The organism is uncultured Campylobacter sp. (assembly GCF_938045205.1).
Taxonomy (GTDB): Bacteria; Campylobacterota; Campylobacteria; order Campylobacterales; family Campylobacteraceae; genus Campylobacter_B.
In genome coordinates this window covers 1-17,459 of record NZ_CALIMY010000037.1, presented here as the reverse complement: position 1 = coordinate 17,459, position 17,459 = coordinate 1, and the positions used below count along the sequence as shown (strand labels likewise).

The 17,459-nt window shown below is 45.1% G+C and carries 16 protein-coding genes and 1 pseudogene; 2 read left to right on the top strand and 15 right to left on the bottom strand.

What is annotated here, in order from left to right:
• The 15 genes from Q0198_RS02465 to Q0198_RS02395 all read right to left on the bottom strand — a co-directional run.
• Window positions 1-610 (bottom strand): ATP-binding protein (locus Q0198_RS02465; RefSeq protein WP_297894552.1); only part of this gene is annotated, 610 nt, incomplete at its 3' end.
• Window positions 611-896: 286 nt separating this feature from the next.
• Window positions 897-1,241, bottom strand: a complete 345-nt coding sequence (locus Q0198_RS02460; protein ID WP_297894550.1) for a hypothetical protein — start codon at window positions 1,239-1,241, stop codon at window positions 897-899.
• Window positions 1,231-3,312: a heavy metal translocating P-type ATPase gene (locus Q0198_RS02455; protein WP_297894547.1), complete on the bottom strand. Its 2,082-nt coding sequence runs from the start codon at window positions 3,310-3,312 to the stop codon at window positions 1,231-1,233. The genes Q0198_RS02460 and Q0198_RS02455 overlap by 11 nt, the downstream gene beginning before the upstream one ends.
• A gap of 3 nt (window positions 3,313-3,315) precedes the next feature.
• Window positions 3,316-3,801, bottom strand: coding sequence for a hypothetical protein (locus tag Q0198_RS02450; protein WP_297894544.1), 486 nt, complete (start codon window positions 3,799-3,801; stop codon window positions 3,316-3,318).
• The gene (locus tag Q0198_RS02445) at window positions 3,794-4,096 is read right to left on the bottom strand and encodes a Cys/Met metabolism pyridoxal-phosphate-dependent enzyme (RefSeq protein ID WP_177386687.1); all 303 of its coding nucleotides are present in this window, start codon (window positions 4,094-4,096) and stop codon (window positions 3,794-3,796) included. Before Q0198_RS02445 ends, Q0198_RS02450 begins: the two co-directional genes overlap by 8 nt.
• Before the next feature lie 8 nt (window positions 4,097-4,104).
• The gene (locus Q0198_RS02440) at window positions 4,105-4,596 is read right to left on the bottom strand and encodes a hypothetical protein (protein ID WP_297894541.1); all 492 of its coding nucleotides are present in this window, start codon (window positions 4,594-4,596) and stop codon (window positions 4,105-4,107) included.
• 95 nt (window positions 4,597-4,691) lie between these two features.
• Window positions 4,692-5,303 (bottom strand): hypothetical protein, encoded by a 612-nt coding sequence (locus tag Q0198_RS02435; RefSeq protein ID WP_297894538.1) that lies wholly within the window; start codon window positions 5,301-5,303, stop codon window positions 4,692-4,694.
• Entirely contained in the window at window positions 5,300-5,617 is a 318-nt protein-coding gene (locus Q0198_RS02430) for an HMA2 domain-containing protein (protein WP_177386684.1), read from the bottom strand. The genes Q0198_RS02435 and Q0198_RS02430 overlap by 4 nt, the downstream gene beginning before the upstream one ends.
• A gap of 65 nt (window positions 5,618-5,682) precedes the next feature.
• The gene (mog, locus tag Q0198_RS02425) at window positions 5,683-6,210 is read right to left on the bottom strand and encodes a molybdopterin adenylyltransferase (RefSeq protein ID WP_297894536.1); all 528 of its coding nucleotides are present in this window, start codon (window positions 6,208-6,210) and stop codon (window positions 5,683-5,685) included.
• A 36-nt stretch (window positions 6,211-6,246) separates the two neighbouring features.
• Complete coding sequence (locus Q0198_RS02420) at window positions 6,247-8,028, bottom strand: AAA family ATPase (protein WP_297894533.1); 1,782 nt, start codon at window positions 8,026-8,028, stop codon at window positions 6,247-6,249.
• Window positions 7,997-9,229: a tRNA (N(6)-L-threonylcarbamoyladenosine(37)-C(2))-methylthiotransferase MtaB gene (gene mtaB / locus Q0198_RS02415; protein ID WP_297894530.1), complete on the bottom strand. Its 1,233-nt coding sequence runs from the start codon at window positions 9,227-9,229 to the stop codon at window positions 7,997-7,999. Before mtaB ends, Q0198_RS02420 begins: the two co-directional genes overlap by 32 nt.
• Window positions 9,226-10,935, bottom strand: coding sequence for a mechanosensitive ion channel family protein (locus tag Q0198_RS02410; RefSeq protein ID WP_297894527.1), 1,710 nt, complete (start codon window positions 10,933-10,935; stop codon window positions 9,226-9,228). The genes mtaB and Q0198_RS02410 overlap by 4 nt, the downstream gene beginning before the upstream one ends.
• Complete coding sequence (gene aroB / locus Q0198_RS02405; protein WP_297894524.1) at window positions 10,932-11,963, bottom strand: 3-dehydroquinate synthase; 1,032 nt, start codon at window positions 11,961-11,963, stop codon at window positions 10,932-10,934. The genes Q0198_RS02410 and aroB overlap by 4 nt, the downstream gene beginning before the upstream one ends.
• A 43-nt stretch (window positions 11,964-12,006) precedes the next feature.
• Window positions 12,007-13,425: a TrkA C-terminal domain-containing protein gene (locus Q0198_RS02400; protein WP_297894523.1), complete on the bottom strand. Its 1,419-nt coding sequence runs from the start codon at window positions 13,423-13,425 to the stop codon at window positions 12,007-12,009.
• 293 nt (window positions 13,426-13,718) lie between these two features.
• On the bottom strand, window positions 13,719-15,971 hold the full coding sequence (locus Q0198_RS02395; protein ID WP_297894554.1) for a TonB-dependent receptor: 2,253 nt from the start codon (window positions 15,969-15,971) through the stop codon (window positions 13,719-13,721).
• Window positions 15,972-16,198: 227 nt separating this feature from the next.
• Between Q0198_RS02395 and Q0198_RS02390 the strand changes: the two genes are divergently transcribed.
• Window positions 16,199-17,032 (top strand): YihY family inner membrane protein, encoded by an 834-nt coding sequence (locus tag Q0198_RS02390; protein ID WP_297894521.1) that lies wholly within the window; start codon window positions 16,199-16,201, stop codon window positions 17,030-17,032.
• A gap of 185 nt (window positions 17,033-17,217) precedes the next feature.
• Window positions 17,218-17,459 (top strand): annotated as a pseudogene (locus Q0198_RS02385) (hypothetical protein); the annotation flags it as partial.

The window sequence follows — 17,459 nt, the reverse complement described above, 5'->3', positions numbered from 1 at the left end:
TATCCTGATATGAGAATTGTTTATCTATATAAAATTTTTCTTCAAAAATATAAGATAAGTATTCAGAAACTGCATTACTAGAATCAACTGCGATTCTAGAAAGAATAGCATCACCAAAATTTCTTGCTGGCAATAATCTAGATAAATCCAGATACCTTACTTCTGGCTCTTTAAATTGGCTTTCCTTTTTACCGATACCGCTCCATTTCCTTGTTGTTTGTTTTCTCTTTCCAGACTTTGTTATTTCCTTTTTACCCATTTTATATGTAATACTATAATTCCAATCTTTTGTTTGTTCATCCTTATTGGTAGATTTCATTAATGAACTCCATGTATGTCTCTCTAAATTTCCATTTTTAATATTCTTTTTCATGAATTTTAAATGACTACAAGCAATAGCCATCAATACAGTCGTTTTTCCTGTTCTATTAACTCCAGCAATAATAGAAATGGGGTGAAGGAAATGTATTTCTAAATTATCAATCTGTTTAAAATTATCAAACCTTATTTTTTTCAATAATATAGGAAAATTGTGTTCATTAGACAAGTCTAGATTATCAATTTTATCTTTATCTCTTTTTGGATTAATTCTTCTATTATCTTCTGCCATTCTTTATCCTTGATAAATAAAAATATAATGAAACATGTATCTACTTGCTTCTACAATATACACTATACTACCATAAATGCTACGAAACGATATACTGTAGGAAATTCTATCGTTAAGTTTAAGCGATTCTACGCACACGGTGCGTTTTCGCTGCGGTCTGCGTCACGCCCGCTTTGTCGGATTTTGCAAACTTGATCTTGCCGCCCGTTACCTTATAGCAAATGAATCTACTTTTGCCGTCCTAGACACTGACCAGAATAACTACAATGCGTGTTCTATTCTAAAGTTAGGCGCTTTTACGCGCGCGAGGCTTTCTTTTTGCCGGCGCGCTTTTTGCGGACACGCTTTTGCCGTCCGATAAATTTTGCAAGGTTAAATTCGCTTCAGATCTCTTTCTGCCCCTGCTCTTTGCTTTTCTATTTTGCAAAAACTCGCTGTACGGCGAGCCGTAAAGGCTAGCGTGCCAGATCGCGCTTGCCAGCATCACTGCACCCGAAACTTTATGCAGCTGCGACATGCGCGAGTTCATATTCAGCGCGGTTAGAGCCGTGATACCCATACTCACTCCCAGCGTCACTTTAGCCGCTTTGCGCTGAAAATTTAGATCCAAAATTTTATCTTCAATGCTCAAATTTTACCCCTTTGATAGAATTCAGTAGTAGTCCTATCGTCGTGCCGTTATGCAGCAGCGCCGTAGCTACGGGACTTAGCGCGCCGAATGTAGCCAAAAATAAAATGATCGAATTTATCCCCACGGTGGCGTTGAAATTTCGATTTACGAGCCGCAGCGTGTCGTTGGCCAGCGCCTTTACCTGCGCGACGCCCTCGATGTCGTTTTTCAAAAGCCCGATTTGCGCGGAAGCCTTGGCGATCTCGGCGCCGTTTAGCATGCTGATGCCGATGTCCGCCTTCATCAGGCTCGGCGCGTCGTTTATGCCGTCGCCCACGAAGACCACCTTTCGTCCCTCAGCTTTTAACTGCTCTAAAATTTCGGTCTTTTGCGTCGGCAGTAGCTCGCCGTAATAGCGATCTACGCCGAGCTTTTTGGCTACAGCGCGGGCTTTTGATTTCACGTCGCCGCTTAGCATAACGATCTGCCCTACGCCAAGCTCGCGAAGCCTAGCGATGACAGCGCGGGCATTTGCGCGCACCTCGTCTCTAAGCCCGATGAGCCCCAAAAGTCTGCCGTCAAATGCGATGTAAAGGAGCGCAAGCCCCTTTTGCATCGCAAGATCGATGGTCTCTTCATGCGCCGCAAATGAGATCATCTCGTCGTCTTCGAGGAAGTGGCGCGAGCCGATGATGAGCTTTTTGCCCTCGATACTGGTCTTTACGCCGTGAGCAACGACGAATTCCACCTCGTCGTGGTGTTTGTGGATAAAACCGTGCTTTTTAGCCGCATCCACGATCGCCTCGGCTACGGGGTGAAAGTAATGCTCCTCCGCGCTTGCGGTTAAATTTAAAATATCGTTTTTGCTGAAATGCTCGTCAAACGATATGATCTCTGCGACCTCCAGGTTGCCGTACGTAAGCGTGCCCGTCTTGTCAAATACGAAGGTATCGGCGGCCGCAAGCGACTCAAGAGCCTTGGCGCCTTTGATCAAAATCCCGTTCTTGCCCGCCTTTGAGATGCTCGACTTAAAAGCAACCGGCGTAGGTAGCTTAAGCGCGCACGAGTAGTCCGCCTGCAGCACCGAAGCTACGCTCATAAAATTTCGATTTATCAGATAGGACACGCCTGCAAGCCCAAAGGTTACCGGCACGAGCTTGTCGGCCAGGTGGGTCGTATGCATGCCGATGCTGGAGCGCTCGTTAAGAGATGCCGTGATGTAGTGCTTGATGCGCTGCGTGGAGGTGTTTTCTCCGACATTTTCCGCCCAGATACGGATCCTGCCCTCCTCCACGATCGTGCCGCTTAAAACGCTATCGCCGCGAGATTTTTTCACCGCGACCGATTCGCCCGTCATATTGGCTTGATTTATCATCGCTTCACCGCTTACGACGTGTCCGTCCACGGCTATGACATCGCCTGCGCCCACGACCACGATGTCACCTACCTTTAGCTTAGAAGTGGCGATTTTGACCTCGGTTTTTTTGCCGTCTTGATCTATCTCGACCCACGCCTCGGCGATGTCCGGGCGGGCGAGCTCACGGATAAGATCGTCACTTTTATAAACGGTGCTTTCCTCCATGTATTCGCCAAGAGCAAGCATAGCGTTGGTACTATTTGCGGCAAAGATATCTCCGCGCGCGAGCGAAATCCCAACAGCGGCAGCTTCCAAGCCCTTTGAAGTAAGCCCGTGGCGGAAGCTTTCTTTAATGCCCTCTTTTAAAATAGGCATGCACGCTACGATGCTAAATGCACGCGTTAAAGGCGAAGTGCGAAAGATTAAATTTCCCCCCAACGCAAGAAGCGCTAAGATAAATTCGTTTTTGCTCGGTAAATTTTTATGGCTAGTGGGGATAATTGATTTTAGCTCACTTAAATTTAAAGCTTCAAGTTGCTTTAGAATTCCTGCCTTATTCGCACCCTCGTCAAGCTTAAGGATCAAAGAGCCGATTTTAGCGTTAAATCTAGCTTCAGTTACGCCCTCAAGCCTCGCAGCTGATTTTTGTAGTGCGCTCGCATCGATCTCTCTAAAACCGACGATTTTTAGCCGCAGTCTGGATTTAGTTTCATGTAAAATTTTAAAATTTTGCATCGACTACTCTTGCATCTCTGCCTTGGCGTCTTCGAATCGCTCCTTCATCTCTTCAACGCCCATCTGAAACATCTCGGTGCCCTTTGCGATGAGCTTAAAAAGCTTCTTTTGCGCGTTTTCGTCGGTGAGAAAATAGGTCGCTGCGGCCCCCAGAACGATGCCTGTGATAAATGAGTTGCTACCAAATAAGCCGCTTGCGTTTTGCCTGCCACTCAAGGAATTAAAAATTCCACCGAAAGTGGAGCCCTGAGTAGAATTTACATCACTTGAGCTTTGAGCGGCGGAATCTTTATTATCCGAGCCGCTGTCGGAGGCTGAGCTATTAAAAGGTGTAGAATTTACCCGCTCATTTATCCATTTAGCCCAACCGCCGAGCTTTTCGTCACCGGCAAAGCTACCCGCAGAGCCGCCAGCATATTTGTTGTCACCAAAATCGTAATCGTCTAGAATTTCTTTCAAATCTTTTTTTGTGATATACGGATTACTCATTGCCTACCTTAAGAATAAAATTTCTACCCGCAATGAGCGCGCCTACGCATACTGCGACGCCCGCCGCTGCGCGTAGATACTCGCCTTGTACGAGCTTATTTGCGCTGTAAATCGCGCCGCCGCCGATGATACCGCCGCTTAGTGCAATATCTAGCGCATCGCGAATCGCTTTAGATTTGCTCTTGCCTTCTTTAGCTTTAACGAGCTCTACGGCGCAACCGCCGATCGCCCCTGCTATAGCGCCGCTTAAAACGTGATCCAGCGGCGAACGCTGTGTCGTAAGTGATCTATTCATTTAGGCCTCTATTTTTCTGATTTATCGTCTGCGGACGTAAATTTAGCCGAAGAATTATCGTCCATTTTTACGATCTGCGGGATATTAAGCGGAGTAGCAGATGCTGCGGATATCTCACCTACCGGCGTTTCGCCAGTCTTAGAGCTCGCGGTGGATTTTTTAGTTCTTTTAAATCCCGGTTTCGGTCCCGGTTTTTTTCTAGTTTTTTTTGCAGTGCTAGTTTCAGTGTCAGCACTACTTGTCGCAGCTTTTTTGCTACCAGACTTTCTTTTACCTTTTACCGCCTCAGCGACATCGTCTAAGCCTTCTTTGGCTTCCGCAAAAATTTCTTTTGATTTTTTGCTTAATTTTTCCGCTCCGCCTTTGACGCTATTTTTTAGCTCCTCGACGCTTTTGCTACTTACGATTTTATTCGCACCTTCTTTGATTTTATCTCGATTGTTATAAGCGTAAACCGCCGCGCAACCAAGCGCAAAACCTGCTAGAAATGGGATCGGCATTTCATTCTCCTTGTGTTAAGATTATAAAGTCATTTTATCAACTTTACATAGATTTTGATATTATAGCGACTTTTTTAGATTTTTGCAATCCTAATTTAATTTTTCTGCAAAATTCCTTTAATTAAATTAGAAAATGCGCTATTTAAGATATTTTGCAAATCGTATTTTTGAAATATCTGCTCTAATTCCTGCGGATTTTTTAAAATTTCATTTAATAAATCAGCGAAATTCAAAGAATTTAAATCAGCCTCGTATTTAGAATTCAGTTCCTTTAAAATCGGCAAAATTTCATTATACGAAACCGCCTGCGCCTTATATAGCAGCTCTTTAAATTCCGCGTTATTGCACGAATTAATTAGATCGTCATAAAACATCATAGAGCTTTTTTCTATCAAAAGCGCCGAAGCCAAAAACTCATTCATATCTTTTACAGCTAGTGCCTCACTGCTATTTTCAGGAGGCATAGCGCCAAGCTCGCAAGAATTAGCAAAGTCTAGCATCCGCTCAAGTAATTCGGCTCGTAAAGATAGAATTTCTCCTAGCTTTTTATCTTGAAATTTAACTGCGCCCAGCGAATAAAACTGCAAAATTTGTGCCTCTTTTTCGAGCAAAAGAGCAATATCTGCAATTTGCGCCTCATTTAAATTCCGAGATTTATTAGAAATTCTACGCGATTTTTTGGCACTACGCAATGTTTCTTCGCTCAAGAAATCGCCTCTATATTGGAATTTACGAGCGCTATTAGCTCAGGCGAACTGATGCCGCTTAAAAACTGCTCCCAAAGGTGCATCGGAAAAATATTTTCGTCGTAGTGAATCGTCAGCGAGCCGATTAGAGAGTTAAATTTATACTCTTTTATCCCGCGAATTGCAGCTATTTTAGCCTTCAGGCTCTCCTCGCTCACGCTATCTCGCAACTCCCTAATTTTGGGACTTACACGAATACGAATACGACCTTTGCTGTGGCTGATTTTGCTAAAATATTTATGAAATTCCAAAATATCGTTGTGATTTATTTTCATATTTTTCCTTAAATTTGCGCCCAAATAATATCATAAATCATTTAATTCCTGCTAAATTTTGCGAATTATTTGCGTTTAGGACGGAATATTTTTATCTTATTTTCATCCGCTGTTATGTAATTTCCTCCCATTAAATCAATACAATACGGCACAGCAGGAAATACCGGCAGAAGGCACTCTTTAATCGCTTTTGGATTACCCGGTAAATTTATAATCAGAGATTTTTTGCGGATCGCTGCTATCTGACGCGATAAAATTGCCGTAGGCACGATCTTTTGGCTCTCTGCGCGCATTAGTTCGCCAAAGCCTGGCATTAATTTCTCACTTACCGCTTCGGTCGCTTCAGGCGTTACATCGCGCGGAGCAGGACCCGTACCGCCCGTGGTTAGCACCAAATCACAACCTGCTTCATCGCAAAGATAAATCAGCTTATCTTTGATCAGCTCTAGCTCATCGGGGACAATTTCATAAAAATACTCTTTCTCGCAAGTTAGCCAATCATCCATCACGGCAATTATTTCTTTGCCTCCTAAATCCTCGTAAACGCCACCGCTAGCGCGATCACTTATCGTTAAAACACCTATTTTTACCATTTTCCTCTCCTTTATTAGAATTTTAAATTTTAAAATTTAATCGAAATTTAGCGTGCCGTCTTGCGGCTTTTCTTCAGAGCTTTCGCTATCTTTTTCCGGCTTTTGCAAATCTTGCTCTTGCGCGGAGACGCCTTCTTGCTCTACACCATCAGATTCGCAGATTTTTTGAACATCCTCGAAAGTTATGAACTCATAAACGAAAATTTGCTTTGAAATTTGATTTAGCTTATCCTGCATCGTGCGGATTATCTCGCTAACCTCGTCGTAGCAATCTTGCAAAATTTTATTCACGCTCTGCGCACTAGGGGTGAAACTATCACCCATCGCGAGCTCGAAAACCATCTTTTGCGCCAACGCGATAGCCTGCTTTACGTCGCTAGCGGAATTTGAAAAAGCGTCGTTTTTATGGATCTGTAGCGCCGCCATGCCGCTTAAAAGCACTTTGATTTGATTTAAAATTTGCGTTTTGGATTCGATCTCGAAATCCTCGTTTAAAAATTTATCGTTTAAAAGCTCGATCTTTTCGAAATCAAACGAATACCAATACGCGCTAAGCGCCTTTGCGCCCTGATAGAACGCCTGGATCTCCTTTTCGTATTCGGTGAGAATTCTACTTTTTTGCACGCCGTAAAAGACCCTCATCCGCACGTTTTCAAAATCGCTAAGCTCGATCGTATCGCTGCCGCGTTTAAGAGCGTTGATCGCGGCTTCATTTACCAGCGTCGCTACTCCCGCACCGCTAAAGCCCACGCAGAGGCGGCTTACTTTATTGATATTAGCGCTGCATCTTTTGCCCTCGAGGTAAATTTTTAAAATTTCGATGCGGTCTTTGTAGTTCGGAAGCCCGATGAAAACGCGCCTATCAAAGCGCCCCGAGCGCAATAGCGCATCGTCGATCAAATTTATTTTGTTAGTCGCGCCGATTACCATCACGCCGCTGTTTTCCTCAAATCCATCCATCTCGGTCAGTAGCTGATTTAGCGTCGCTTCCCGCTCGTCGTTGCGCCCGATGCCGCGCTTGCCGCCGACTGCGTCGATCTCGTCGATAAAAATAATCGCGGGCGCGCAGGATTTGGCTTTCGCAAACAGCTCGCGGACCCGCCTAGCACCGACGCCCACAAAGACCTCGGCAAAGCTTGCGCCGCTTTGGTAAAAAAACGGCACGTCCGCCTCGCCAGCTACGGCTTTTGCGATAAGCGTTTTACCGACGCCCGGCTCGCCGATCATTAAAATTCCTTTCGGCAGCTTGATGCCGAAATTTCGGTATTTTGCGGGATTTTTTAAAAAATCCACGATCTCTATGAGTTCGTCCTTGACCTCGCTGATGCCCGCGACGTCGCTAAATCTCACGTCGCTAACGCTCGGCGAAAGATCACCGAGATCGCCGCCCGAGCTAGCGCTCTGACGCGCGGCGCCGTCCATCTTGCGGCGTCTAGCCAAAACGGTTTCAAAATAATATACGAAGAGAAAAAATGCGAACGTAAAAATTACCAAAATCGCGCTGATACCGCCGCTTTCGCTATCCTCTTCCTTCGTAATCAAAGCGTGGTTGGACAGTTCTTTTAAATTAACGATATCGGTTAAAATTTTATAGCGTTTGCCGTCGTAAACGAAGCTTAGCGTGCCGTCCTCGATATGCGCGCGTTTGATCTGATCTGCGCGGACTAGCTCGCTAAATTCGCGCTCGGTGATGTATCGCGAATCGTCTTTAAAATAAACGATCGAGAGCAAAACGATAAGCAACACTAAAAAAATCAAAATTATATTTAGCTTGCTTTTTTTGATTTTATGCAAAATTTCCATCAAATTTAACCTCATAATCTCTTATCTCCATCCATTTTTTCGACAAATCCTCATCGCTTTCGATCCAAATTTTATCATAAAATTGATCATATCCTTCATAAAACTCTCCGTTTTTCCGCTCGATCAGCACATTTAGCGGCACCTTGTGCGAAAGGCGAAATTTATAATTATTCAGCGCCGTTATGTTCTGCAGCATCTTTAGCCGCGCCTTCGCCGTTTTGCCGTCTATGCGACCTTTTAGCGATGCCGAGGCGGTCCCTTGCCGCGGCGAAAAGATAAAGGCGTGCAGATGCGTGAGCGGAAATTTTTTGAAATTTTCTACCGCTTCGAGCCAAATCTCTTCGCTTTCGCCCGGATGCGCGACGATAAAATCCGTCCCCAGCGCAAACCCGCGCTCCGCAAGCTCGCAAAAAAGCTCCAAATCCCTCAGCGCGGAATTTCGGCGGCGCATTATGCTTAGCATCTTTTGCGAAGTGTGCTGAAGCGCAATGTGCAGATGCCGCTCCAGCCAGGGCTCGGATAAAATTTCGCGAAAGCTCGCATCTATCTGCGAGGGCTCAATGCTGCCTAGGCGAATACGGCGAATCCCGCGGATCGCGCCCAGCTTTTGAAGCAGCGCGCCCAGGCTCGTGCCCGCGGCTTTACCGTAGCTTCCGATATTGGTGCCGGTTAGCACGATCTCGTTAAAGCCGTTTGCGGCAAGGCTCGCCGCCTCTTTTAAGATCGCGTCTTCAGAGCTGCTTCGCGAGCGACCGCGCACCGAGGGGATTATGCAATAGCTGCAGTTAAAATCGCACCCCTCTTGAATTTTAATAAAAGCCTTGGTGTGATCCTCGTAGTCGCTTACCAGATTTTTTTCGACGCCATCAAGACCTCCGATATCGTAAAATTTCGACTCCGAGCCTAAAAACTCGTCGATCTTTTCCTTTTGCGACATTCCAAACACGCCGAAGACTGCGCCGTTTTTATACAGCTCCTCGCCGCGCGATACCGCGCCGCAGCCGGTTAGCAATATCTTTTTGCCGAGGCGGTTCATCTTATTTACGTAGTTTCGCACGTCCGCGTCGGCGCCGTTCGTAACGGTGCAGGAGTTTATCACGACGACATCCGCGCCCTGCTCGTCGTGCGTGATCGCGCCCGATTTTAGATTGCTTTTAATAAGTTGCGTGTCGTAGATATTGGTGCGGCATCCAAACGTTTTAAAATAAATTTTCAAATTTCGCTCCCAGATCCGCTTCCTGTGGCAAAGCCTGCGCCCTGCGCCGCTGCGTTTAAATTTTGTGAGCCTTGCTGCTCGAAGCCGAGATCTTGCGCCATGAAATTTCCGCCCGCAGCCGCATAATTTTTGCCGTTAAAAAGCGTGTAAGCAGGATAGGCGATCTTGATATCGGGCTCGCTTCTTAGCGCATCTAAAATTTCAGCCGAGATGTTGCTGCGAAGCCCGAGCGTCGCGTAAGAGTTCGTCATATACCAAACCGAAATTTCAATACCGTATGGCTCAAAAAAGCTGAAAATTCTAGGCTCGACGTTTGGATTTTTGATGCTGTATTGCGAGCGCAGCTTGCCCATCTGCTTTTTGGCGATGTCGGTGTAGCCCTTAGAATACTTCCGCACGATGTTTTTTATGAGATACATCGCCTTTTTATGGTTGCTATCAAATGTTAAAAGTATGCTAATGCCGTCCCAGACGGTCTTAAGCCCGCTGTGGGTGTAGTTTGAGATAAGATCGGTAAAAATATAATTGTTCGGTATGAAAATTACCCTGCCCGCGCGTTTATTTTCTCTCCACGTAGTCATAGTAACGTCCTCGAAAATCGTCATCCTAAGCACCGAAATATCGATGATATCGCCTACGTAGGTCTCGCCGTTTTTATGCACTCTAATACGATCGCCCACGCGAAAGCTGCCACCAAGCACAATCGTAAGCCAGCCTAAGGAGCTCATAAACATATCTTTCATCGCAATCGCAAGACCTGCCGAGGCAAAGCCCAAAACCGTCACGAAGTGCGTCATATTCTCGATGTAAGAAAAGAGTAGTATCAGTGCGATCAGCGTGAAATTTAAAACGTTGATAGCTTTATTTACGATATAAAAATTCTCGTCGTTTTTGATATATTTTTTCGCCACCACCTTGCAGAAAAACGACAGCGCGATGACGATCAAAATCCACACAGCGATGTTTCCCGCGCGCTTGATCTGCGCTTTTATATCGGCGGTCTGCACGGCGATTTGGGAGTTGATCTTTTTTTCGTAAACGTCGTATGTGGTCTGCGCGATCTCGTATGCGGAGCTAAACTCGCTAAGCTCGTAATCTAAGCTTTTAAGCTCCGCCGCAGCGCTTGCGTCCGTATCAATCTGCATCAAGCGCTCATATAGCGCTCTTTTTGCTTCAAGTTTATCGATTAAAGCTTTAATATTTTCGATGGCGTTTTTCTGCTCCATCTTTTGAGCTTGCAGATTTCTAATCGTAGAAAAACCGGAAATTATCGAAAAAGGATTTGTAATGCGCGCAGGCTCGGGAGTTTCAGGCATCGCGATGATATCTAAAAACGGAGATTTTTCATACTCTTTTAGCAGTATGAGCTGCTCTTTTACGGCGCGAAGTCTTTTTTGAATCTCTGCGATCTTATCGGTGCCGGCGCTCTTTTTTAGCTCCGTTTCGAGCTGGCTGGATTGCTTTTGTAAATTTTGATAGCCGATGAAATTTGAAAAGCGAGAGATCCAGATATTATTTTTAATCTCATCGTCAATAACACGGATCTGATCTTTTAGCGACGCGGATAGCTTAGAATTTTCATCTTTCTTCTCACTAACGGCGGAGCTAGCGTTGGATTCTAAGCGCGTGTGCGCGGCGGAGAGCGTAGAATTTGCCTCGCAAAATGCAAGATTAAAAATCAAAAAAATAGCTGCAAGCGCTCTCATTCAAACTCTTTCAGCGCTGCGATTACTTCATCTTTTGCGATCTCTTTGGAAGTGTAGAATTTACCGATGCCGTCGGGCAGGATAAATTTTATCTTGCCGTTTTCGCTCTTTTTATCGAGAAAAAACAGCTCGTAAAATTCCGCCGCATCCTCTACGTGGAATTTTATCGGAAGCGCGAATTTTTGAAGCACGGCGCGGATCTTCTCCTCCTGCTCGCCGCTTAGCTTACCGAGGCGTCGCGCCAAAGCGTTTGCCATCACCATGCCGATCGCCACAGCCTCGCCGTGCAAAAATTTTTTATAATTAGTAATTTTTTCGATAGCGTGAGCAAAGGTGTGTCCGTAGTTTAACACTGCACGCACGCCGCTTTCGCGCTCGTCACGCTCTACGACGCCCGCTTTAATCTCCACGCAGCGAGCGATTACGTGCGAAATTTCATCGGCGCTTTTCAGATCGTGCGTCTCGAAAAATTTAAATAGTTCGACATCAAAGCATACAGCCATCTTTACAGCCTCCGCAACGCCTGCGGCAAACTCCCGCGCAGGAAGCGTCGATAAAAATTTGCTCTCGCAATAAACCGCTCGCGGTTGATAAAAGGAGCCGATTAAATTTTTACCGAAACGATTATTTACGCCAGTCTTACCGCCGACGCTTGCGTCCACTTGCGCTAGCAAGGTCGTCGGAATATTGATAAAATCGATGCCACGCTCATAAATGCTCGCGCAAAAGCCCGTTATATCGCTAATGACACCACCGCCAAGGGCGATGAGCGTGCTTTTGCGATCAAGCTTGGAGCTGAAAAGCTGCTCTAAAATTTGCTCCACGCTCGCGGTATTTTTATACTCCTCTCCGTCTGGGATCGTGATGATAAATTTTTGCTCGCAATCTAGCCGCTGCAGTAAGAAATCAAGCCACAGCCCCCCTACTTTGGGGTTTGTCACAATAGCGACCTTACCGCTAAGTTTTAAACTATGCAATTCGTCGATAAAAACGCTGTATTTTTTGCCTAAATTAAGATCGATTTTCATACGCTAGCCTTTGATTTTTGGGTAATTGTAACATAAATTTCGATTACTTTTCATACCCGTAATCGCTCGGGATAAAAATTTGATGATTTTTGCCGAGCTTAAAATACATCTGGTCTAAATCCTTTTTGAAAATCGCCATGATTTTTTTATCTAAAATTCTATCGTTAAACGGCACGAATTGCAGCAAATTTCGCTCGCTGCTAAGCGATAAAATCGGGTTTTTGCTCTCATCAGTTACGATGTATAAGCTCTGCTTAAAAAGTTTGGAAAGATCGGCGTAGCTTTGAGCAAATTCGCTCTTTTCGCTCTCGCCGAAAAGATACAAATACACGTCTAGCCCTAGCTGCGAGCTGATGTCAAAGACGATGCTAGATTCCTCGCGCAGCCTCTCTCCGCCGCTTATTACGACGCTTTTTTCTACATCCTTTAACTCGTTCTCGCCCAGGCTTAGCACGGGAATTTCAAGCGCCTTTAAAGCGCTCTTTTTCGCCTCGAAAACCTCGCTGCTACAAACCAAAAGCCCCGCTTTGTTTTCGCTTATATCGCGCTTTAAATTTAGCTCGCCCGAGTAATCGATGAGAATTTCAAATTTATCCCGCTCGCACAGCTCCTTCATCCGCGCAAACTCGTCGTTTATCGTAGGATTTAAAATTCGCAGATAAATTTTATGATTTTTGATACGTCCATCTAAAAATTCAAGCGCCCTGATCGCCTTTGAAATACCCTCTTCGCTCATCTTTTTCATATCGATTAGCGCGTAGATGTTTAGCCCAAACGGCGAAGGAAACTGCCCTTTTTGCTTCTTAACCTCCGCAAACACCGCTCGTAGCGCACTCGGCTCGCCCACGACCAAGATCGTGTCGTTGGGATAGATGCGAGTACCGGGGCTTGTTACGATGTAATTGTTGTGACGGTAGATCATCGGAATTTGATATTTGTCATTGCGAAGCGTGCTTAGCTTTTTATACGCAAACGAGCTTCCTACGGGCACTTTGACCTCCATTATCTCTCCGCGCCCAAGTCCAATATTGCCCGCAAAAACGGGACTGTCGGGCAAAAAGCCGATGAAACGCGAGGAATTTAGCGCGAGGGTATTTACGATTTTTACGTGAGCTTCATTTTTATTCTCGCGCAAAAGTCCCCAAAAATCAGCCACATAAAGCTCTAAATCCGGAGCGAGCGTCTTTAAATTTTCAAGCGTTACTTTAGTGTCAAATTCATCCTCCATTATCATTATGCAGCGGTCAAATTCCTCCCCTACTAGCACCACGCGCAACCGCTCAATGCTAGTAGGATCAAAAATCTCGACCGAAAAATTTGACTCGTTTTCAAGCTCTGTGGGCACGGCATCCGTATTTTTAGCTATGACGCGATATGATCTGATGACATCTTTGATTTTACAAACTTTGGATAAAAAATGGCGCGCAAACTTTCCGCTTGCGATGATTAAAACTTGTTTCATTGCTCTCCGTTTCGTGGTTTTGCAAAGATTATAACCAAAAACGGCTAAATTTTAAACCGCGCGCGGATAAATTTTGCGAGCAAGCCGAGGCGCGGCGATCTAAAAATTTAAAGATTTAAATTTTAAAATCAAGGTTTAAAATTTCAAAATCCGAGGCTTAAATTTTAAAATGAATTAAAACTAAGCCTCGTTAAAATTAGTCTTGCTGCTTAGAACGATAAAATTTCATAAATTTAAAAGCGGCGCCATAATCATTCGCGCCGCTCAATTAGAAATTTTAAACCCGCTAGATTTTAAAATTTCACCTCCGCAGAGAGCATGAAGCTTCTACTCTCGCCGAGCGTTACGCCGTTTGCCGAGCCTAGCACGCTAGTTACGTTAAGACCGCCCGCACCGTCGGCGCTCGCAGGATACATTCCTGCCCAGTATTTTTTGTTAAATACGTTATTTACGTTGAAACGTAGCGTGGTCTTATCGCCTAAAAGATGCTCGCTCGTATATCTAATGCCGATATCAGTAACGAAAAAGCTAGGCGTATGCTGAGTGTTTAGATCATCCAGATACATCTTGCCGGTGTAGTGGAAATTCGTACTGATCGCAAGTTTATCGGTGCCGGGGATCACGTAATCAAGCATCAAATTTGCATTTAGTTTAGGAATGCCGTTTGCGACCTTGCGGTTAGCGCCCGCGATGCTTACGTTATGCATCTTAGGATCGATGTAGGTAAAGCCGCCCAGCACGCTTAAATTTTGCGTAATTCGTCCGCCGCTCATAAACTCAAATCCGCGGTTGCGCTGCTCGCCATTTATGCCGTAGATCCCCGTAGAACTATTCAAGTAAGCAATCGGACGACGTATATCAAAATACGCCACGCTAAAATCAATCATATCGGCTACGCGAATCTTAGCGCCGATCTCGTGCTGCTTGGAGCGATACGGCGACGTAGAGGCGACCTCGCCCGCATATGGGCTGCTAGCCGGATAAACATAGGTAGAGCCTTGCTGCAAGCTATCTGCATAGGTGTAGTAGATGCTAGCGTCCTCTATCGGATGGAAGATCAAGCTGCTCGCCCAACTATAGCCCGAATCGCTATAGGCTTTTACAAGTCTTTGCTCATTTTTATTGTAGGACTCCTGCCTCATCCACGCCTTAGATGCGCTTAGCATCACGTCAAATTTATCGTTTATCGTGATATCGTCTAACACCGAGACGTTATACATATCCAAAACCGCATAGTGATACAGCCCACTTCCGCGCCTAGCGCCGGTGTAATTTAGAATTTTAGGATCGTAGATATTACCGATGGTAGGTGAAGTGTAGTTGGTGCTCGCGATCTTATATCTATCCTGCGTCCAGTGATAGCCGTTAGTCTGCACGCTGAAATCGTGCTCGATATCGCCCGTGTTAAACTGCGTATTAGCCTTGAGATAGCCGCTTGGCAGATCGAATCTATATGCCGCCGTAGCACCGCCGCTGTGTCTGGTTTGATAATCGCCCGGCTTTGTATATTGCGGATGTGTGCTAGGCAAGATATAATTTACAACGCCATGAGTATCACGATCGGCGCGCTGAAACTGAAAGCCACCCTCTAAATACCATTTATCGGTAGGCGTAAATTTAAATTTCACGCTTGCGGTAGTGGTTTTTAGATGCATGCCTCCAAAGCTCTGCCCAAGACCGCGTTTTGAGGAATCCACCGCCTTTGGAAGCTCCATGCCGTCTACGATCTTGCCGTCTCGCACGCCCAGAGCAAACTGCCCTGCAAAGCCCTTAGTATTGTGCTCGTAATAGCTCGCTGCGGTTTCAAACGTTAGATCGCCCGTCGGATAAAATTCCATCGTGACGCTGGCTAAGCGGCGCTGTAAATTTGAACCCTTTGGCTGTCTGTCGCCGTTTGATCCGTAAAATACCGCGCGGTAGCCGAATTTTTCAAATTTATCGGATAGATCAAGACCAAGACCTAGGTTGCTTCGCGACATATAATCGCTCCAAATTATGTATTGATCTTTTACCGGGCGCTTGCGCGTGTAGCTGAAAATGCCAACCGGGTTTTGTGCGCCGTAGAGCGAGCCTGCGACGCCGTTTTGCACCTGAAAGCTCTCAAACATCGCCATCGGAATCGCCGTCGTCGAAATCGTATAAAAGCCGTCCCAGAAGCTGTTGCCTACGACGCTACCCTCAAAGCCGCGTGTCTGCGGGCGTCCGACCGTAGCGCCGCCGCGCATCTGAATCTGCGCGGACGGGAAGTATTTGACCGCCTCCTCGTAGCCGGTGACGCCTTGATGGTTCATGATCTCCTTGCTGATCGTGTTGATCTGATACGGAAGATCCAAAGCGCGCTTGCCAGCAAGCATGCCTTGCTGCACATTTTTGCTCAAAAAGCCCTCGTCGATGCCGCTCTCGCTGATATTATCGCCGACGGAATTTACCTCGATTACGCCCATATTCTGCGACTTTTCAGGCGCAGAATTACCGCCACTTTGCGCTGCAGCTAAACTGCTGCATAGCAGACACATACATGCCGCTAATGAAATTTTAAATTTCATCGTTTTCCTTCGTTCCATTATTTTCCCTTCGTTATGGATATATTTAATATTATTTTTTAGCATATTAGAAAAATTTTCCTAAATTTCGACTAAATTCGAGATATAAATTTATATATTTGTAGTCGCATTTTTGCAGTTTAAAATTTCATAGACGATATACTGAGATACAAAAGAAAAATTACGCAAATTTATATGAAATTCTAAATTTTTAATGTAAAATCGCCCGTATGAAAAAACTAATACCGGCGCTTATGCAAGTGCAAAATCGACTCAAAAACTACAAATGCTTATATGATTCGCAGCTGATGCACCATGCATCAAGCCTTAGCTTTCACACGATTCTGGCGCTACTGCCGGTGCTGATGGTCTCGCTTAGCGTCTTTATGCAGCTACCAAGCTTCAAAGGCTACTACGATAAGATTATGGGCTTTATCTTTTCAAACTTCCTGCCTGCAAATCAAGCGAGCATGGCACACTATATCGAGGAATTTATGGCTAACGGACTAAGCCTTGGCGTAACGGGCTTTTGCGCAGTGTTAGTTACATCGGTGCTGTTTTTCGGAGATTTTGAAGCGATTATCGCGCGCATTTCACATTCGCCCGAGCGAAGCTTTTTTAAGAGCCTAAGCACCTACTGGACGCTGATGACGCTCGCTCCTGTGGGGCTTGGAGCATCGTTTTATATCAGCGGCGAGCTTCAGGAGCTGCTAAATAAAACCGAGCTTACGAGCTGGATAAATTTGCTTAAAATTCTACCCTACTTAATCGTTTGGGGGATTTTTGCTATCACTTATGCTACGGCGATCAACCGCGAGATCCGCGCAAAAGCGGTGCTTGCCTCATCGCTCGTAGCATCGATTTTATGGTGGCTTTCAAGACTGGTTTTTGCGCAATACGTCTTTTATAACAAAACCTATCTTAGCATCTACGGCTCGTTTTCGGTCGCGCTATTTTTCTTTCTGTGGATCTACATAAGCTGGATTTTCTACCTATACGGCGTGAAATTCTGCGTATTTTTGGACGCTAAATTTAAAAGAGGTAGCGAGCGACAAAGCGCTTGAAATTTTTTAATTTCATAACGAATTTTACGAAAGGTTATAGTAAAAATTGACGATAATCGCATATAAATTGGCAGCTTTAACGATAAGTTCTCGTCAGTAAAAGGATTAAATTTGAGCTCTCGTCTTTGTTCGGTCTGTATACGAACGATCTACTTTAAATTATAGAATTTCTCAAGGAGGGCTAGATGGCGTTTATTGCGGAGCATATTTCTAAAGAGGACTTGAAGAAATATGATATTTTAAGCAATATGAACGAGCTATTGATGAAGTACAATTACACATACCCAATCCAGGATAATGATACTGATTGGATGAATTGGGTTATCGATAAGCAAAGAGATGCTTGGCTTATTCATGTATGTTTAGCATCTATGCCGGATCCACGAGATGGCTATACGGGCGAGGATATTTGGTTGCTTCATTATAA